Consider the following 16430-nt stretch of genomic DNA (forward strand, 5'->3'; position numbering starts at 1 on the left):
TCAATATAACAAAAAACAATGATAGAAACCGCAGAAAAATCAGGGAAAGTATAAACCGTACTCTTAATGCTCATTTATTTAACATTTCTGCATCATTTTGGCGATGACTTTTAAACAAACTAATTGCTCACCGGATTTAAATATTAGCCTTTGATGTTAATTTAATGTTTCTAATTCGCGATAAAAAAAATGCTATTGGTAAAAAAGAGTAGGCGATATTTTTAGCCAATTATTCCGGTGCAAACAATTAACCTTTTCCTAATCCCGATTTTATCGGGGCATTTTTCTTAACGCTAAAGCATCTAAAATTACGCCTAAAGCAACGGCGAGCAGCGCAGCAGCCATTCCAATCTCAAACATCGGCGTGAGTAGCGCATCAAGCGGCAGCATGCCTGTGGCATTCAGGGCGAGCGAGAGCAGCCACACGGCCAGTAAACCGCAGCCAACGCTGAATAAACGAACCGTCCAGCGATAGCCCTGCGGCCATAAACTGCGCATCACAAACTCGCCACTTTGCTGGATATGGTGCAAGGTGCCGCGACACAGCCAAAGCAGCAGCAAGCCTGGAACGCCAGCAAAAACGGTAAAAGCGTAAAAGGTTGGCCAGCCCCACAACTCCACCAGCCAGCCGGCGGCGGGTCCGACGTAAACTCGCCCAACGGCCGAAAGGGCAGAAAGCAGCGCGAACTGCGTTGCCGAGAAAGATTTATTACATAGCGTCATTAATAGCGCGACAAAAGCCGCCGTACCCATGCCACCACACAAATTCTCGATAAACACGGCACTCGCCATGCTCCACAGGTGCGGTGACGTCACGGCCAATAGCCAGTAAGCGAAATTGGAAACGGCTTGCAGCACGCCAAAGATCATCAGCGCCCGGAACAAACTCAAGCGCTGCATTAACACTCCGCCATACAGCGCGCCGATAATCGTCGCGAGTAGGCCGAGCGTTTTGTTAACCAGGCCAACGTCACCGGCAGTGAAGCCAACGCCGCGAATCAGGAAGGTAGTGGTAAGTGATGCAGCAAAGGCGTCACCCAGCTTATACAGGATGATGAGGGTGATCAGCAGCCAGGCATTATTGCGCTGGAAGAAATCTTTCAGCGGAAAGGTCACGGCCTGACGTAATGTATGCGGTTCCCGCGCTGGCGTTGCTGGCTCTTTCGCTAGCAGTGTTGCGATGAGTCCCGGCACCATTAACAGCGCCATCAGCCAATAAGTGGCCTGCCAGCCGAGATAACGATCTGCTAGCCACAGCGCCAGTCCGCCCGAAATCAACATCGCCAAACGGTAACCCAGTACGGTTATGGCTGCGCCACTGCCGCGCTCTTCCGGCGGCAGCACGTCGGTTTTCCAGGCGTCAAACACGATATCCTGCGAAGCAGAGCAGAAGGCAACCAATACCGCTAACGCAGCCAGTAGCACTAAATCACGTGACGGCTGCATAAAACCCATGGCGATAATGCCGCCAATCAGTGCCAGCTGCGTGACCAGCAGCCAGCCGCGACGCCGGCCGAGAAACGGCGGCGTATAGCGATCCATCATCGGCGACCACAAAAACTTAAATACATAAGCCTGACCGACAAGGGAGAAGAACCCGATGGTTTTCAGGTCAACATTCTCTACCGTCATCCACGCTTGCAATGTCCCGGCGGTTAACGCCAGCGGTAAGCCGGAGGCAAAACCCAGCAGCAGCAATACCGCCGCATTGCGTTGGGTGAAAATACGTAGATAGTGAGAAGTCATAACCAACCTGAAATGAAGCCCGGCTGAATGTCGCCGGGCAGATTACTGCGGAAATTAGCGGGCGTTCTGCTTAATGAAGTTATGCACGCTGGTGTCCTGCGCCATATCAGCGATCACATCACTCAGCGTTGAGTTAACGGCGTTGGTGATTTTCTCGTTAGTGGCCGTGAATGCCCCTTCTACGCTATAAGTCTGGCGATAGTTTTTCACCTGCTTGTTACCGTTCTTCGCGGTAGCAATAATTGAAATATCAGCCTTGGTGGTGATGCTATAACGCACGTTACCTTGGGTCACGTCTGCATATAAGCCGTTAACCACGATTTGCAGATCAACTGCACCGCTTGGGCCGATCATGTAACCGCGCGACGTCATCTGCTTCTCCAGCACTTCCTGCAGCAGGAAACGCAGATCGCGCGATGGGGTCAGCGTGATCAGCTGACCATCACGGTTGACTTTCGCCAGCGCCTGATCGGAACGTTGATCGGCACCGTTAACGCTGATGGTAATACCCATCAGGCTGGGATCTTGCTGAGGAAGTTGGATCTTCGGTTGAATATCCAGTGTTGTGGTGTTGCTGGCACAGCCGGCCAAAATAAATGCAGCCAGCAGAGGGAATAACAGTTTTTTCAACATACTCATTCTCGTTAGCATATGGGTTGGTTTGCAAAACTGCGGCCATCATAGCATTGCGCAGCGGTGAAAAAAGCCCCGTGCGAATGGAAATTGATTGTAAAGGATTTTTTCAGGTTAACGGGAACGTCGTCCGGTTGACCTGGCAGATAAGCGGGTTACTATGCGCAGCGCGGGGGATTTATTTCCGGCTAACCTGCGGAAGCGGCAAAAAACCTACTAATATTTATACAGATGGGCACAGCGCTCGCCGGAAAGGAGTGTTAATCATGATTCGCGAACAAATAGAAGAAAAGCTGCGTAACGCTTTCGAGCCTGCACATCTTGAAGTGCATGATGAGAGCTATCGTCATAACGTGCCCGCCGGTTCTGAAAGTCACTTTAAAGTGGTGATTGTCAGCGATCGATTTACCGGTCAGCGCTTTTTGCAGCGTCATCGCGCCATTTATGGTGAACTGGCCGCTGAGCTAGCAGGCAGCGTGCACGCGCTGGCACTGCACACCTATACGCAAAAAGAGTGGGATGGATTACAGGATACCGTATTGGCTTCACCAAACTGTCGCGGTGCCGGGACGCTCGCCTGAAACCTTATCACCACGTCATCTAAAAACGGCCAGCAGGCCGTTTTCTTTTCCTTTATTCCCCTTAAACGCGATCCACGGCGCAAAAAAGCAGCAAAACCGCTAAAAAGTGGTGAGTTTGCAGCCTCGACTCATTCCAGCGATGCCGCTATAATGCGGCGTCTATTTTTCCGGAATGTCTTCGGGACGCTTCTGGTGACAGGGATTAGGTTCTGCCTGCAGAGGCCGTCCCGGTTGTTGGATACGGCGCATTTATGTGTGGTGTCTGAAGTTGACCGAGCACGTGATTTTTTGAGGTAACAAGATGACAGTTTCAGTAGAAACCACTCAGGGTCTGGGCCGTCGCATTTCGATTACTGTTGCAGCTGACAGCATCGAAAGCGCAGTGAAGAAAGAACTGGTGGAAGTGGCTAAGAAAGTCCGTATCGACGGTTTCCGTAAAGGCAAGGTGCCGGCACACATCATTTCTCAGCGCTACGGTGCTTCTGTTCGCCAGGACGTGCTGGGCGAGCTGATGACGCGCAACTTCGTTGACGCCATCATCAAAGAGAAAATCAATCCGGCTGGCGCACCAAACTATGTGCCGGGCGAATATAAAGAAGGCGAAGACTTCACCTACGCGGTTGAGTTCGAAGTGTATCCAGAAGTTGAGCTGAAAGGCCTGGACGCTATCGAAGTTGAGAAGCCAGTGGTAGAAGTGACCGACGCTGACGTTGATACCATGCTGGAAACCCTGCAGAAGCAGCAGGCGACCTGGAAAGAGAGCGATGCAGCAGCAACGGCTGAAGATCGCGCTACCATCGACTTCAGCGGTTCAGTTGACGGTGAAGAATTCGAAGGCGGTAAAGCCTCTGACTTCGTGCTGGCAATGGGCCAGGGCCGTATGATCCCAGGCTTCGAAGAGGGCGTTGTTGGCCATAAAGCCGGCGAAACCTTCACTATCGACGTGAAATTCCCAGACGATTACCACGCTGAAAACCTGAAAGGGAAAGACGCGAAGTTCGAAATCGTGCTGAAGAAAGTTGAAACCCGTGAGCTGCCAGAGCTGACAGAAGAGTTCATCAAGCGCTTTGGCGTGGAAGATGGTTCAATTGCCGGTCTGCGTGCTGAAGTGCGTAAGAACATGGATCGCGAGCTGAAAGGCGCTATCCGTAATCGCGTGAAGTCTCAGGCGATCGACGGTCTGGTTAACGCTAACGAAATCGATGTACCGGTAGCGTTGATCGACAGCGAAATCGACGTTCTGCGTCGTCAGGCGGCACAGCGTTTTGGTGGCAACGAGAAGCAAGCGCTGGAACTGCCACGTGAACTGTTCGAAGAGCAGGCTAAACGTCGCGTTGTTGTTGGACTGCTGTTGGGCGAAGTGATTCGCATCAACGAGCTGCAGGCTGACGAAGATCGCGTTAAAGCGCTGATTGAAGAGATGGCTTCTGCGTACGAAGATCCGCAGGAAGTGATTGAGTTCTACAGCAAGAATAGCGAGCTGATGAACAACATGCGCAACGTGGCTCTGGAAGAGCAAGCGGTTGAAGCGGTACTGGCGAAAGCGAAAGTCACCGATAAAGCCACTAACTTCCAGGAACTGATGAACCAAACCTCAGCGGCTTGATTCGTTCGTTAACCGTAAGTGCTAAGCCCGTGACTGAAAAGTCGCGGGCTTTTTCGTTTCTGGCGTTAAGTGCGCAGATTTGTCGTCTATTTGCTTAATTAATCGGCAAATTATCCGCTAAGCTCTTTTTCCGTGTTAGCGAATGGGCAAAAGGTTGTTATGCTTGAAACAACTGGGCAGCATCCCCAGATACAGGGAGAATGCATGAAAACAGTGAGACTGGCTGATTAACCGTCCTGTTATGTCGGAGTGAGAGGACCGCGCATAGTTTTCCCGGCGCGCCTCACGTAAAATCGGTACAGAATGTTGCCAATGAAATTTATCAGGAGACGGTAATGTCATACAGTGGCGATCGTGAATTTACTGCACCGCACATGGCGCTGGTGCCTATGGTGGTTGAACAAACCTCGCGCGGCGAGCGTTCCTACGACATCTACTCTCGCCTGCTCAAAGAGCGTGTGATCTTCCTGACCGGTCAGGTTGAGGATCATATGGCTAACCTGATCGTGGCGCAGATGCTGTTTCTGGAAGCTGAGAATCCTGAAAAAGACATTTACCTCTACATTAACTCGCCAGGCGGCGTGATTACTGCGGGAATGTCTATTTATGACACAATGAAATTTATCAAGCCTGATGTAAGTACCATTTGTATGGGCCAGGCTTGTTCAATGGGCGCGTTCCTGCTGACTGCAGGCACCAAAGGCAAACGCTTCTGCCTGCCTAATTCACGTGTGATGATTCATCAGCCGCTGGGCGGATATCAGGGTCAGGCGACAGATATCGAAATCCATGCGCGTGAAATTCTGAAAGTGAAACAGCGCATGAATGAGTTGATGGCTGAGCACACCGGCAAATCGCTGGAAGAGATCGAACGCGATACCGAGCGCGATCGTTTCCTCTCAGCGGGCGAAGCGGTAGAGTATGGCTTAGTCGATTCAATCCTGACGCATCGCCAATAAGACACATCTGTCTGTCCCTTACGCTATAGTTAACGGGGAACAGGCAGATGGGTTGAATGAATATCGGCCGTTGATGTGCGGCCAGAGCCGTACAACAAATTTGGTCTGAGAAACAAAAGAGGTTAGCTGATGACAGATAAGCGCAAAGACGGTTCAGGTAAGTTGCTGTACTGCTCTTTCTGCGGCAAAAGCCAGCATGAAGTCCGTAAGCTAATTGCCGGGCCGTCAGTGTACATTTGCGATGAGTGCGTTGATCTCTGCAACGACATCATTCGTGAAGAGATCAAAGAAGTTGCGCCGCATCGCGAGCGCAGCTCACTGCCGACGCCGCATGAAATCCGCCATCACCTTGATGATTATGTAATTGGTCAAGAAAGGGCGAAGAAAGTGCTCGCGGTAGCGGTATACAACCACTACAAACGCTTGCGCAATGGCGATACCAGCAATGGCATCGAACTGGGCAAAAGTAACATTTTGCTGATCGGTCCAACCGGTAGCGGTAAAACCCTGCTGGCAGAAACGCTGGCGCGCTTACTGGATGTGCCATTTACCATGGCCGATGCCACTACGCTGACCGAAGCGGGCTATGTGGGTGAAGATGTTGAAAACATCATCCAGAAGCTGCTGCAAAAATGTGACTACGACGTGCAGAAAGCACAGCGCGGCATTGTCTACATCGATGAGATCGACAAGATTTCTCGTAAGTCAGACAACCCGTCGATCACCCGTGACGTTTCGGGCGAAGGTGTACAGCAAGCGCTGTTGAAACTGATTGAAGGCACCGTGGCTGCCGTACCGCCGCAGGGTGGACGTAAACACCCGCAGCAGGAATTCTTGCAGGTTGATACCTCTAAGATTCTGTTCATCTGTGGTGGCGCATTTGCCGGTCTCGACAAAGTGATTTCTCAACGCGTTGAGACAGGATCCGGTATCGGCTTCGGTGCAACGGTGAAAGGTAAATCGCAGAAAGCGAGCGAAGGTGAACTGCTGTCGCAGGTTGAACCTGAAGATCTGATTAAATTTGGCCTGATTCCTGAATTCATTGGTCGTCTACCGGTTGTGGCAACGCTGAGCGAACTGAGCGAAGAGGCGTTGATTCAGATCCTGCGTGAGCCTAAGAACGCGTTAACAAAACAGTATCAGGCGCTGTTCAATCTTGAAGGCGTTGAACTTGAGTTCCGTGACGAGGCATTAACGGCTATCGCCAAAAAAGCGATGTCGCGTAAAACAGGTGCTCGTGGTCTGCGCTCCATCGTGGAAGGCGCACTACTCGAAACCATGTATGACTTGCCTTCAATGGATGATATCGAAAAAGTAGTGATTGATGAGTCAGTTATTGAGGGTCAATCTGAGCCAATGTTGATTTATGGAAAGCACGAAGCCCAGGCTTCTGGTGAATAAATAAACAATCGCACTACGTTGATGTCTTAAAAAAGGGGAAAATCTTTCCCCTTTTGTTTTTCTCTCGCCAGTGACATTGAATGTCGTACAAGCATCCCCATATACTCAATATCCTGTGGGTTTAACTGCAAAACCTCAATTACGCGGTACCCATCACCTGGCGGACATTAAACTAAGAGAGAGCTCTATGAATCCTGAGCGTTCTGAACGCATTGAAATCCCCGTGTTGCCTTTGCGCGACGTGGTGGTTTATCCGCACATGGTAATTCCGTTGTTTGTTGGCCGGGAAAAATCGATTCGGTGCCTAGAAGCCGCGATGGATCATGATAAAAAAATCATGCTGGTTGCACAGAAAGAGGCTTCAACGGATGAACCTGGCATTAACGATCTCTTCTCAGTAGGGACCGTCGCTTCTGTATTGCAGATGCTGAAACTTCCAGACGGCACAGTAAAAGTGTTGGTTGAAGGTTTGCAGCGCGCGCACATCACCACGCTGGCGGATAATGGCGACCATTTCGTTGCTCAAGCCGAATACCTGATCTCACCTGAAATTGAAGAGCGTGAGCAGGAAGTGCTGGTGCGCACGGCCATCAACCAGTTTGAAGGCTATATCAAGCTCAACAAAAAGATCCCGCCTGAGGTATTAACTTCCCTCAACAGCATCGACGATGCGGCCCGTCTGGCCGACACCGTAGCCGCGCATATGCCGCTAAAACTGGCTGACAAACAGTCGGTGCTGGAGATGTCCGACGTCAATGAACGTCTGGAATATCTGATGGCGATGATGGAATCAGAAATCGATCTGCTGCAGGTTGAGAAGCGCATTCGCAACCGCGTTAAGAAGCAGATGGAGAAAAGCCAGCGCGAGTATTACCTGAATGAGCAAATGAAAGCCATTCAGAAAGAGCTGGGCGAAATGGATGACGCGCCTGACGAATACGAGGCGCTGAAACGTAAAATTGAAGCGGCAAAAATGCCGACTGAAGCGCGTGAAAAAGCGGAAGCTGAACTGCAGAAGCTGAAAATGATGTCGCCGATGTCTGCAGAAGCTACGGTAGTTCGTGGTTACATCGACTGGATGGTACAGGTTCCATGGGTCGCGCGCAGCAAGGTGAAAAAAGACCTGCGTAAAGCGCAAGAGACACTGGATATCGACCATTATGGTTTAGAGCGCGTCAAAGACCGCATCCTTGAGTACCTTGCGGTGCAAAGTCGCGTTAGCAAAATCAAAGGGCCGATTCTGTGCCTCGTTGGACCGCCAGGCGTAGGTAAAACCTCGCTGGGCCAGTCAATTGCTAAGGCTACCGGACGCAAATATGTGCGTATGGCGCTGGGCGGTGTACGTGATGAAGCGGAAATCCGCGGACATCGTCGCACCTACATCGGTTCTATGCCGGGCAAACTGATCCAGAAAATGGCGAAAGTCGGCGTGAAAAACCCGCTGTTCCTGCTGGATGAGATCGACAAGATGTCGTCTGATATGCGTGGCGATCCAGCTTCAGCGCTGCTTGAGGTGCTGGATCCCGAGCAGAACATTGCGTTCAACGATCACTATCTGGAAGTCGATTACGATCTCTCTGACGTGATGTTTGTGGCGACCTCCAACTCCATGAACATTCCGGCACCGCTGCTTGACCGTATGGAAGTGATTCGTCTTTCCGGTTATACCGAAGATGAAAAGCTGAACATCGCTAAGCAACATTTGCTGCCGAAGCAAATTGAGCGTAATGCGCTGAAAGACAAAGAGATTACTGTCGATGATAGCGCCATTGTCGGTATTATTCGCTATTACACCCGTGAAGCGGGCGTGCGTAGTCTGGAGCGCGAACTCTCCAAGCTGTGCCGTAAAGCGGTAAAAACGCTGCTGATGGACAAATCGAAAAAACATATCGTGATCAACGGTGACAACCTCAAGGATTTCCTTGGCGTACAGCGCTTTGATTATGGTCGTGCTGAAAGCGAAAGCCGCGTGGGGCAAGTCACCGGGTTGGCATGGACAGAAGTGGGCGGCGATCTGCTGACCATCGAAACCGCATGCGTGCCAGGCAAAGGAAAACTTACCTATACCGGTTCGCTGGGCGAAGTGATGCAGGAATCGATTCAGGCCGCGCTGACAGTTGTGCGTGCGCGTGCGGAGAAACTCGGCATCAATGCTGATTTCTACGAAAAACGCGACATCCACGTGCATGTGCCTGAAGGTGCAACACCAAAGGATGGTCCGAGTGCAGGTATCGCCATGTGCACCGCGCTGGTCTCTTGCTTAACCGGTAATCCGGTGCGTTCTGATGTGGCGATGACAGGCGAAATTACATTGCGTGGTTTGGTCCTGCCGATCGGCGGCCTGAAAGAAAAACTGCTCGCAGCACACCGCGGTGGCATTAAAACGGTACTGATCCCGGACGAAAACAAGCGCGATTTGGAAGATATTCCACAGAACGTGATTGCCGATCTGGAGATTCACCCGGTGAAGCGTATTGAAGAAGTGCTGAACCTGGCACTCGAAAATGCGCCTTACGGCATGCAGGTTGCAACCGCAAAATAGTGATTAGCGGCATAAACCGCTAAAAAGCGAAGCTGGCAGGCAAAATGGTGCTTGCCAGCTTTTTTTTGTGCCGCTAACTTAGTGGGCTGCTGGATCAACGATTAAGATGAATACCGTTGTTTCGGCTCCACAGGCTTGATATAACTTGCTGCGCGTTCGCACCGGGCGGGAAGCACGGGTGCGATGTGAATAATAAAAGAGGGGATGAATAGAGTGAATAAGTCACAGTTGATCGACAAAATTGCTGCAGATGCTGACATTTCTAAAGCAGCAGCGGGACGTGTTTTAGATGCATTCATGGACTCCGTTACCGAAGCTCTGAAAGGCGGTGATGAAGTGGCACTGGTCGGTTTCGGTACTTTCTCTGTGCGTGAGCGTGCAGCTCGTACAGGCCGTAACCCACAAACCGGTAAAGAGCTGACCATTCCGGCTGGTAAAGTTCCGGGCTTCCGTGCGGGTAAAGCACTGAAAGATTCCGTCAATTAATGACCGCTGATACCTCCATTGAAGCATTTTCTTCCATGGATTGAGGACGCAAAAGCCGTTCTCATGTAACATACGGGCACATCATTTTTGATGTGCCTTTTTTATTCTTGATGCGCGGCGATAGCCTATGGTTGTTGTCTCCGCATGGTTGCCAACTGCCAGCCTGAACAGCAGTTGCACGATGATGACATCGTGTCAAAGCTTTACATTCACACTACAGCGGAGTGTTGTCATACCATGATGGACAATTTACGCGCGGCGTCGAATCATGTCGTGCTCAAGATTATTTTGGGATTGATCATCCTGTCTTTCGTACTCACCGGGGTGGGCAACTACCTGATTGGTGGCGGCAATGATTATGCTGCTAAAGTTAATGGTCACGAGATCAGTCGCGCAGAACTGGAGCAGGGCTATAACAATGAGCGCAATCGTCAGCAGCAGATGCTAGGCGATCAGTTCTCGCAGTTAGCCAGCAATGAAGGTTATATGCAGCAAATGCGTCAACAGGCGCTGTCGCAATTGATTGATCAGGCGTTGCTCGATCAGTACATCAAAGATCTGCACATTGGCATTAGCGATGAGCAGGTTAAGCAGGCGATTTTCAATCAAAAAGCTTTCCAGACCAACGGTAAGTTCGATAACGCTAAATATAGCGGTCTGATAACCAGCATGGGCTTTACGGCAGATCAATACGCCGAAGCACTGCGTAAGCAGCTGGCAACCCAGCAGCTGATCAACGCGATTGCTAATACCGATTTCATGCTGAAAGGCGAAACCGGCAAGCTGGTCGATCTGGTTTCACAGCAGCGTGAAATCCGTCAGGCGGTAATTGATGTCAACGCACTTGCGGCTAAGCAGACTGCCAGTGATGAAGAGGTCAGCCAATATTATCAGCAGCATCAAAACAGCTTTATGGCACCGGAGCAGTTCCGCGTAAGCTATATCAAAATGGATGCCGCGAGCCTGCAGGAAAACGCCAGCGAAGCAGATATTCAGAGCTGGTACGATCAACATAAAGCCGATTACTCACAGCCACAGCGTAACCGCTACAGCGTGATTCAGACCAAAACGGAAGCCGATGCAAACGCGGTTGTTGAGGCGCTTAAGAAGGGTGAAGATTTCGCCGCACTGGCGAAAAGCAAATCCATCGACCCCATTTCAGCCCGCAAAGGCGGCGACATGGGTTGGCTGGAACCTAACACTACGCCAGATGAGCTGAAAAACGCCAACCTGACGCAGAAAGGCCAGCTTTCCGGCGCTATCAAATCTTCTGTTGGTTTCCTGGTGGTGCGTCTGGATGACATCCAGCCGGAGCAGGTCAAGCCGCTGGCTGAAGTACATGACGCCATTGCCGACAAAGTGAAACAAGAAAAAGCGGTTGATGCTTTCTACAAGATGCAGCAGAAGGTGAGCGAAGCGGCCAGCAACGATAACGAATCGCTGGCAGGTGCTGCGCAGGCTTCAGGTCTTAAAGTGGCGGAAACCGGCTGGATTACGCGTGATAATCTGCCAGCCGATCTGGATTTCGACCAGGTTAAGCAGGCCATCTTTAACGGTGGTTTAGTGGGACAGAACGGTGCGCCAGGAAACAATTCCGACATCATCTCTGTAGATGGCGATCGCGCCTTCGTCTTGCGTATCAGCGAGCATAAGCCGGAAGCGGTGAAGCCGTTGGATCAGGTTAAAGCGCAGATTGTGGATACCCTGAAGCACGATAAAGCAACGCAACAGGCGAAAGCACAAGCAGACAAACTGCTGGCCGATCTGAAAGCCGGCAAAGCGGATGCACTGCAAGCTGCGGGCCTGACGCTGAGCGCCAGCAAATCGTTTGATCGTAACGCGCAAGATCCAGTGGCACAGTCGGCCTTTAATCTGCCACAACCGACGGATAATAAGCCGTCCTGGGGCGTGAGCGAAGATATGCAGGGCAACGTGGTGCTGGTTGCGTTGGATAAAGTCAGTGCGGGCAATATGCCGCAAGCGCAGATCGATGAGATGGTGAAAGGTGTGACGCAAAATAATGCGCAAATCGCCTTCGAAGCGCTGCTGGAAAACCTGCGTAAAGAGGCGAAGATTAAGTACGGCGCCGCTGCACAAAACCAGTAAGCCTCACAAAAAAAGTTAAATCACTGCAATATCGAAAGGCCGCTTATGCGGCCTTTTCCATTTCTGAAATTGCCCTTTTGAGCCCTGATTTCAGCTGTGACACCCTGCTGTGGCTGTCAAACACAAGGAGAAACACAGCATGGTGAAATCAACGTTTCAAGCCCTATGCATTACGCTGGCGCTGGGTGGCGCAGTTTATACCACCGGACTGGCGGCTGCCGAAAGTCCCAGCGAAACGCAGTCGACCCAGGTCTCAACGCCACAGGAAGGGCAGGTCAGCATCAATTCTGCCACCGCCGAACAACTCGCCGCAGGTATGAATGGTATTGGACTGAAAAAAGCTCAGGCGATTGTCAGTTATCGCGAGCAGTACGGTCCGTTTACTGCCATTGAGCAACTTAAGGAGGTTCCCGGTATTGGCAGCGCATTGATTGAGCGGAATAGCGATCGGCTTAAACTGTGAAGCGACTCGCGACTTTGAAGGAATGAAATAGCCTGAATTCAGGCTGTGCTATGCTCAACAGGTCTTACCAGTTGTCATTCTCAGCCTGAACAGGAGCTACAATGCAAACCACAATTAAAGTGCGCGGTTATCATCTGGATGTTTATCAGCACGTGAATAACGCGCGCTATCTGGAGTTTCTTGAAGAGGCGCGCTGGCAGTGGCTGGAGGATGTCGATGCGTTTCATTGGCTGATGGAGCAGCAGTTGGCGTTTGTGGTGGTCAATATTAATATCAATTACCGTCGTCCAGCGGTGCTGGGCGACGTACTCAATATTGAAAGTGAAGTGTCACAGCTGAGCGGTAAAAGCGGTGTCATTACACAGCGGGTGCTGCTGGCCAGTGATAACTCAGTTGTGGCCGATGCCGCACTGACTTTTGTTTGTATTGATTTGCGCACGCAAAAAGCGGTACCGATGGAAGGAGAATTACGTGAGCGTTTGGCTTCTCTGATGGCGGAAAGTGACTGACGCCAGTGGCGCCAGTGTAAGTCGCGGCCTAATCAGTTGAGGCCGCTTTTTTGTTTCATTGCTGCCATTACGGCTGACGCATTAGCCTGATAATCTGCCAGGCCTCGAGCCCGTAAGTGGCAAGCCGCGCATTCACCACAGCCATCGCCTTTCACGCCGTTATAACAAGTGAGGGTTTCTGCACGCACCAGCGGCAACTGTTGCCAGTAATCAGCCAGCGCCCAGGTTTCGGCTTTGTTCAGCCACATCAGTGGCGTTTCAAAGCGAATATTGCGCGCCATACCAAGGCTCACAGCGTTGTTGAGCGCTTTTACAAACTCATCCCGGCAATCCGGATAGCCAGAGAAATCCGTTTCACACACGCCGGTGATCACGGCCTCTGCTTCAACCTGATAGGCGTAAATTGCGGCCAGCGTCAGGAACAGAATATTGCGGCCCGGCACAAAGGTGCTCGGTAAACCGCTGGCATTAGGATCGTAAGTGGGCACGGGAATGTTGTCGCGCGTTAGGCTGCTGACGGCGAGTTCATTAAGCAGCGTAACATCCAGTACTTTGTGCGCGCGTGCGCCCAGCTGGTGTGACAGCGCTGCCGCAACCTCAATTTCTTCACGATGACGCTGACCGTAATCAAAAGTGACGCAATGCACTTCATCGTAGTGTTGCAGCGCCTGAATTAAACACGTGGTGGAGTCTTGTCCGCCACTAAAAACCACAACAGCTCGTTTCATTTGTTCTTCCCCAAAATTCAGTGTGCCTATGGTACTGGCTCAGGCAAGGGCTGAACAGTGTTGGCAGCCGTTGGCGGTGGGATCCATGCTCGGGTGAAATCAAACCAGCCCAAACTGTTAAGCTGGATACCTTCCACGCCCGGTGGCGCAAATACCTGATAGCGATAGTTAAACAGGGGGAGCAGATAGCCATCGCTCATCAGCTGCTGGAACAGCTGTTGGGTTAAAGCACTGCGCTGCATCGCACTATCCTGCTGAGCAATGGCGCTCAGGGCGGGTTGCAATACTTTTGCGCGCAGCGGCAGCCATAGCGGATCATTCTCCAGCCAGTTTACCAAAGTAAACAGCGGAGCATCGCCAATCAGTCGATCGCCCATCACCACATCGGCCTGACTAAGATCGCTATCATCGCGCCAGCTTTTTACATCATGAAAGACGCAGGTAAGGGCGCAGCCGTATTGCGCTAATAGCGGAACCAATGCCTGTGCCATCACATGCAGTTCAACCGGTAAATGGTAATGCAACGTTAGCGTTTGCGGCAGTGCTATCGCATCACTTGCTGCTAATGGCACCGGCCAGCCAGGCAACAACTCATGACTGGGAGTAATCAACCCTTCAGCCAGCGGTAGCTGCTGAATCACGCCGCTGCGCTGAATTAGGGCAATCAATAATTGGGCCTGTTTGGTGCTGAAATGTGACGAGATACGCGGTGCCAGATAGCAAAATCCCAGGCTGATACTGCGGTCAACCGATCGCAGCTTATCCAGTTCATCCGGATCGCCAATGGCAATTTGTACCGGGTGGCTACAGCTGGTGCCGAGGTCACGATCAAACAGTTGTGGTGTGATCCAATATTCCATGCGCTGTATCAGCGGGCGCTGAAAGTGCCAGCGAGTATGGCTCTCCAGCCGCACCATTTCAGGAGTGAAATGAGTCAGTTTCCAGGGACCGCTACCAATATCAGCTAAGTCTGGATGAGGTAACAAGCAAAACTGATGCGCAAGCCGCTGCGGTAGCCAGTAATCACTTTCATTTAACTGGATGCGAATGGCCAGAGGATGCGGGGCTTCAATCTTTTCAATGGCCGATAGCAGACGTAAGCCGCGCGGAGTTTGCCTGATCTGCATCAGTTGTTCGACCAACTGCGCGGCCTGCATGGGCTCATCGTTATGCCAGCTAAGCTGTGGACGCAGCCAGAAGTACCAATCCCTGCCGCTGGCATCGTGCTGCCAATGATGGGCGATATCACCTTCAACATCATTACCGCGAAACCGCGTTAATCCTGAGAAAATTTGTCGCGCCAAATGCTGTTCAGCGCGTCCGGTTAGTTGCAGAGGGCGCAATGGCTCCATTGGACGGTAGTAGGGGATACGCAGCACCGGAGACTGGTTCTGCCATTGCCCACCCATCAGTGGCCGCAGCATTTTCACCAGCCGTTCAGGATCGAGATCCAACACCTGCAATGCCTGCACCGCTTCGCCGGCGTCAAGCTGTTGAGTTAACAGTTGTTGACGCAGCTGCTCTGGCGATACTAAAAAAGTCAGTTCGCCCTGTTTGCCGCGCCCTGATTCGCCACGCCAGCGCAGCCACCCAATCTCTTGCCATTGTCGTAGTAGCGTGCGCACATGGCGCTCGCTGCAAAAACAGTGCTGCGCCATCGCGGCGACGCTAAGGCGTTGCGTCTCACCGTGACTGAGTTGCCAAAGACGTTGAAATTGATTAACCCGATGAAGTTCGCGCATCGCTAAACCCGGAACAGTTTTAATGAAGTATTCACTATTAGTTCCGTAATTACCAGGTGATAGTAAGCTCCTCACTCAGACAGGAGAATTCGCATGGCACGCCTCGCGGCATTTGATATGGACGGTACACTGCTTCTGCCCACGCATCGTTTAGGGAATGAAACGCTGGCAAGTTTGCATGCGTTGCATGAGCGCGGTGTAACCCTGGCTTTTGCCACCGGCCGACATCTCATGGATATGCAGCGTGTGCGCGATCAAATTACCTTGCCGGCATGGCTGATTACCGGCAATGGCACGCGTATTCACGATTTGGAAGGCAACCAGCTTTACGGCTGTGATTTAACCTCATCGGTGGCAGAAGAGGTGATTCATACCCATTGGCAAACCCCTGCTTCGATTCATATTTTCAACGACGAAGGCTGGTTTACCGATAAGCCGCTGCTCGGCGCGCTTGAGGCGCATGCTATGAGCGGTTTCCATTATCAGCTGCGTGATTTGCGCCAGATGTCAGCGCATGAGGTCACCAAGATCTGTTTTATTGCACCTCACGAGATGTTGCAGGCATTGCGCAGTGAATTGCAGGCAGCGCTGGGCGAGCGGGCGAATATTTGCTTTTCCGCGTGGGATTGTCTGGAAGTGTTACCGGTCGATTGCCATAAAGGCGCAGCGCTGGGGCGTTTGTGCCAGCATCTTTCGCTGTCGTTGGCGGACTGCATGGCGTTTGGCGACGCGATGAACGACCGTGAAATGCTGGAACGCGTCGGCCGCGGGTTCATTATGGGCAACGCGATGAATCAACTTAAAACGTCGTTGCCCCACCTGCCGATTATTGGCCATTGCGAGGCACAGGCGGTGTCTCACTACTTAAATCACTGGATGACCACACCACACCTCGATTATTCCCCCGAATGCTGAGGCTTACAGTGAA

The 16430-nt window shown here is 51.6% G+C and carries 14 protein-coding genes; 10 read left to right on the plus strand and 4 right to left on the minus strand.

From position 1 onward, the window contains the following. Window positions 1-270: 270 nt before the first annotated feature. Window positions 271-1746: a muropeptide MFS transporter AmpG gene (gene ampG, locus ACIP6T_RS00815; protein ID WP_400454837.1), complete on the minus strand. Its 1476-nt coding sequence runs from the start codon at window positions 1744-1746 to the stop codon at window positions 271-273. 54 nt (window positions 1747-1800) lie between these two features. Further along, window positions 1801-2379, minus strand: coding sequence for a lipoprotein (locus ACIP6T_RS00820; protein ID WP_097094715.1), 579 nt, complete (start codon window positions 2377-2379; stop codon window positions 1801-1803). A 263-nt stretch (window positions 2380-2642) separates the two neighbouring features. Between ACIP6T_RS00820 and bolA the strand changes: the two genes are divergently transcribed. The 9 genes from bolA to ACIP6T_RS00865 all read left to right on the plus strand — a co-directional run bounded on the left by bolA (window position 2643) and on the right by ACIP6T_RS00865 (window position 13032). Next, entirely contained in the window at window positions 2643-2960 is a 318-nt protein-coding gene (gene bolA, locus ACIP6T_RS00825; RefSeq protein WP_176519194.1) for a transcriptional regulator BolA, read from the plus strand. A 301-nt stretch (window positions 2961-3261) separates the two neighbouring features. Further along, the gene (gene tig, locus ACIP6T_RS00830) at window positions 3262-4566 is read left to right on the plus strand and encodes a trigger factor (RefSeq protein ID WP_097094714.1); all 1305 of its coding nucleotides are present in this window, start codon (window positions 3262-3264) and stop codon (window positions 4564-4566) included. A gap of 335 nt (window positions 4567-4901) precedes the next feature. Next, window positions 4902-5525, plus strand: a complete 624-nt coding sequence (gene clpP / locus ACIP6T_RS00835; protein ID WP_007886971.1) for an ATP-dependent Clp endopeptidase proteolytic subunit ClpP — start codon at window positions 4902-4904, stop codon at window positions 5523-5525. A 129-nt stretch (window positions 5526-5654) separates the two neighbouring features. Continuing rightward, on the plus strand, window positions 5655-6926 hold the full coding sequence (gene clpX, locus ACIP6T_RS00840) for an ATP-dependent protease ATP-binding subunit ClpX (protein ID WP_097094713.1): 1272 nt from the start codon (window positions 5655-5657) through the stop codon (window positions 6924-6926). Between the two features lie 187 nt (window positions 6927-7113). Further along, window positions 7114-9468 carry an endopeptidase La gene (lon, locus tag ACIP6T_RS00845; protein ID WP_097094712.1) on the plus strand — a complete coding sequence of 785 codons (2355 nt, stop codon included), beginning with the start codon at window positions 7114-7116 and terminating at the stop codon, window positions 9466-9468. Window positions 9469-9681: 213 nt separating this feature from the next. Then, window positions 9682-9954 (plus strand): nucleoid-associated protein HU-beta, encoded by a 273-nt coding sequence (hupB, locus tag ACIP6T_RS00850; protein ID WP_036648244.1) that lies wholly within the window; start codon window positions 9682-9684, stop codon window positions 9952-9954. 237 nt (window positions 9955-10191) lie between these two features. Beyond that, window positions 10192-12060 (plus strand): peptidylprolyl isomerase, encoded by a 1869-nt coding sequence (ppiD, locus tag ACIP6T_RS00855; protein WP_400454844.1) that lies wholly within the window; start codon window positions 10192-10194, stop codon window positions 12058-12060. Window positions 12061-12199: 139 nt separating this feature from the next. After that, entirely contained in the window at window positions 12200-12523 is a 324-nt protein-coding gene (locus ACIP6T_RS00860; protein WP_097094710.1) for a ComEA family DNA-binding protein, read from the plus strand. A gap of 101 nt (window positions 12524-12624) precedes the next feature. Next, window positions 12625-13032: a thioesterase family protein gene (locus tag ACIP6T_RS00865; protein ID WP_097094709.1), complete on the plus strand. Its 408-nt coding sequence runs from the start codon at window positions 12625-12627 to the stop codon at window positions 13030-13032. A 32-nt stretch (window positions 13033-13064) separates the two neighbouring features. Here ACIP6T_RS00865 and queC read toward each other — a convergent pair whose 3' ends face one another. Then, window positions 13065-13760: a 7-cyano-7-deazaguanine synthase QueC gene (gene queC, locus ACIP6T_RS00870; RefSeq protein WP_097094708.1), complete on the minus strand. Its 696-nt coding sequence runs from the start codon at window positions 13758-13760 to the stop codon at window positions 13065-13067. Window positions 13761-13786: 26 nt separating this feature from the next. Continuing rightward, window positions 13787-15502, minus strand: a complete 1716-nt coding sequence (locus ACIP6T_RS00875; protein ID WP_400454847.1) for an SgrR family transcriptional regulator — start codon at window positions 15500-15502, stop codon at window positions 13787-13789. 93 nt (window positions 15503-15595) lie between these two features. Between ACIP6T_RS00875 and cof the strand changes: the two genes are divergently transcribed. Continuing rightward, window positions 15596-16417, plus strand: coding sequence for an HMP-PP phosphatase (gene cof / locus ACIP6T_RS00880; RefSeq protein WP_097094706.1), 822 nt, complete (start codon window positions 15596-15598; stop codon window positions 16415-16417). The last annotated feature ends 13 nt before the right edge of the window (window positions 16418-16430 follow it).

This window comes from Pantoea sp. NPDC088449, from assembly GCF_044753225.1.
Classification (GTDB): Bacteria; Pseudomonadota; Gammaproteobacteria; order Enterobacterales; family Enterobacteriaceae; genus Pantoea; species Pantoea floridensis.

Coding starts and splice junctions, on each gene's coding strand:
- tig (WP_097094714.1), top strand. CDS start 3,262: ATGACAGTTTCAGTAGAAACCACTCAGGGTCTGGGCCGTCGCATTTCG.
- ampG (WP_400454837.1), bottom strand. CDS start 1,746: ATGACTTCTCACTATCTACGTATTTTCACCCAACGCAATGCGGCGGTA.
- clpX (WP_097094713.1), top strand. CDS start 5,655: ATGACAGATAAGCGCAAAGACGGTTCAGGTAAGTTGCTGTACTGCTCT.
- ACIP6T_RS00875 (WP_400454847.1), bottom strand. CDS start 15,502: ATGCGCGAACTTCATCGGGTTAATCAATTTCAACGTCTTTGGCAACTC.
- ACIP6T_RS00820 (WP_097094715.1), bottom strand. CDS start 2,379: ATGTTGAAAAAACTGTTATTCCCTCTGCTGGCTGCATTTATTTTGGCC.
- lon (WP_097094712.1), top strand. CDS start 7,114: ATGAATCCTGAGCGTTCTGAACGCATTGAAATCCCCGTGTTGCCTTTG.
- cof (WP_097094706.1), top strand. CDS start 15,596: ATGGCACGCCTCGCGGCATTTGATATGGACGGTACACTGCTTCTGCCC.
- ACIP6T_RS00865 (WP_097094709.1), top strand. CDS start 12,625: ATGCAAACCACAATTAAAGTGCGCGGTTATCATCTGGATGTTTATCAG.
- queC (WP_097094708.1), bottom strand. CDS start 13,760: ATGAAACGAGCTGTTGTGGTTTTTAGTGGCGGACAAGACTCCACCACG.
- clpP (WP_007886971.1), top strand. CDS start 4,902: ATGTCATACAGTGGCGATCGTGAATTTACTGCACCGCACATGGCGCTG.
- ppiD (WP_400454844.1), top strand. CDS start 10,192: ATGATGGACAATTTACGCGCGGCGTCGAATCATGTCGTGCTCAAGATT.
- ACIP6T_RS00860 (WP_097094710.1), top strand. CDS start 12,200: ATGGTGAAATCAACGTTTCAAGCCCTATGCATTACGCTGGCGCTGGGT.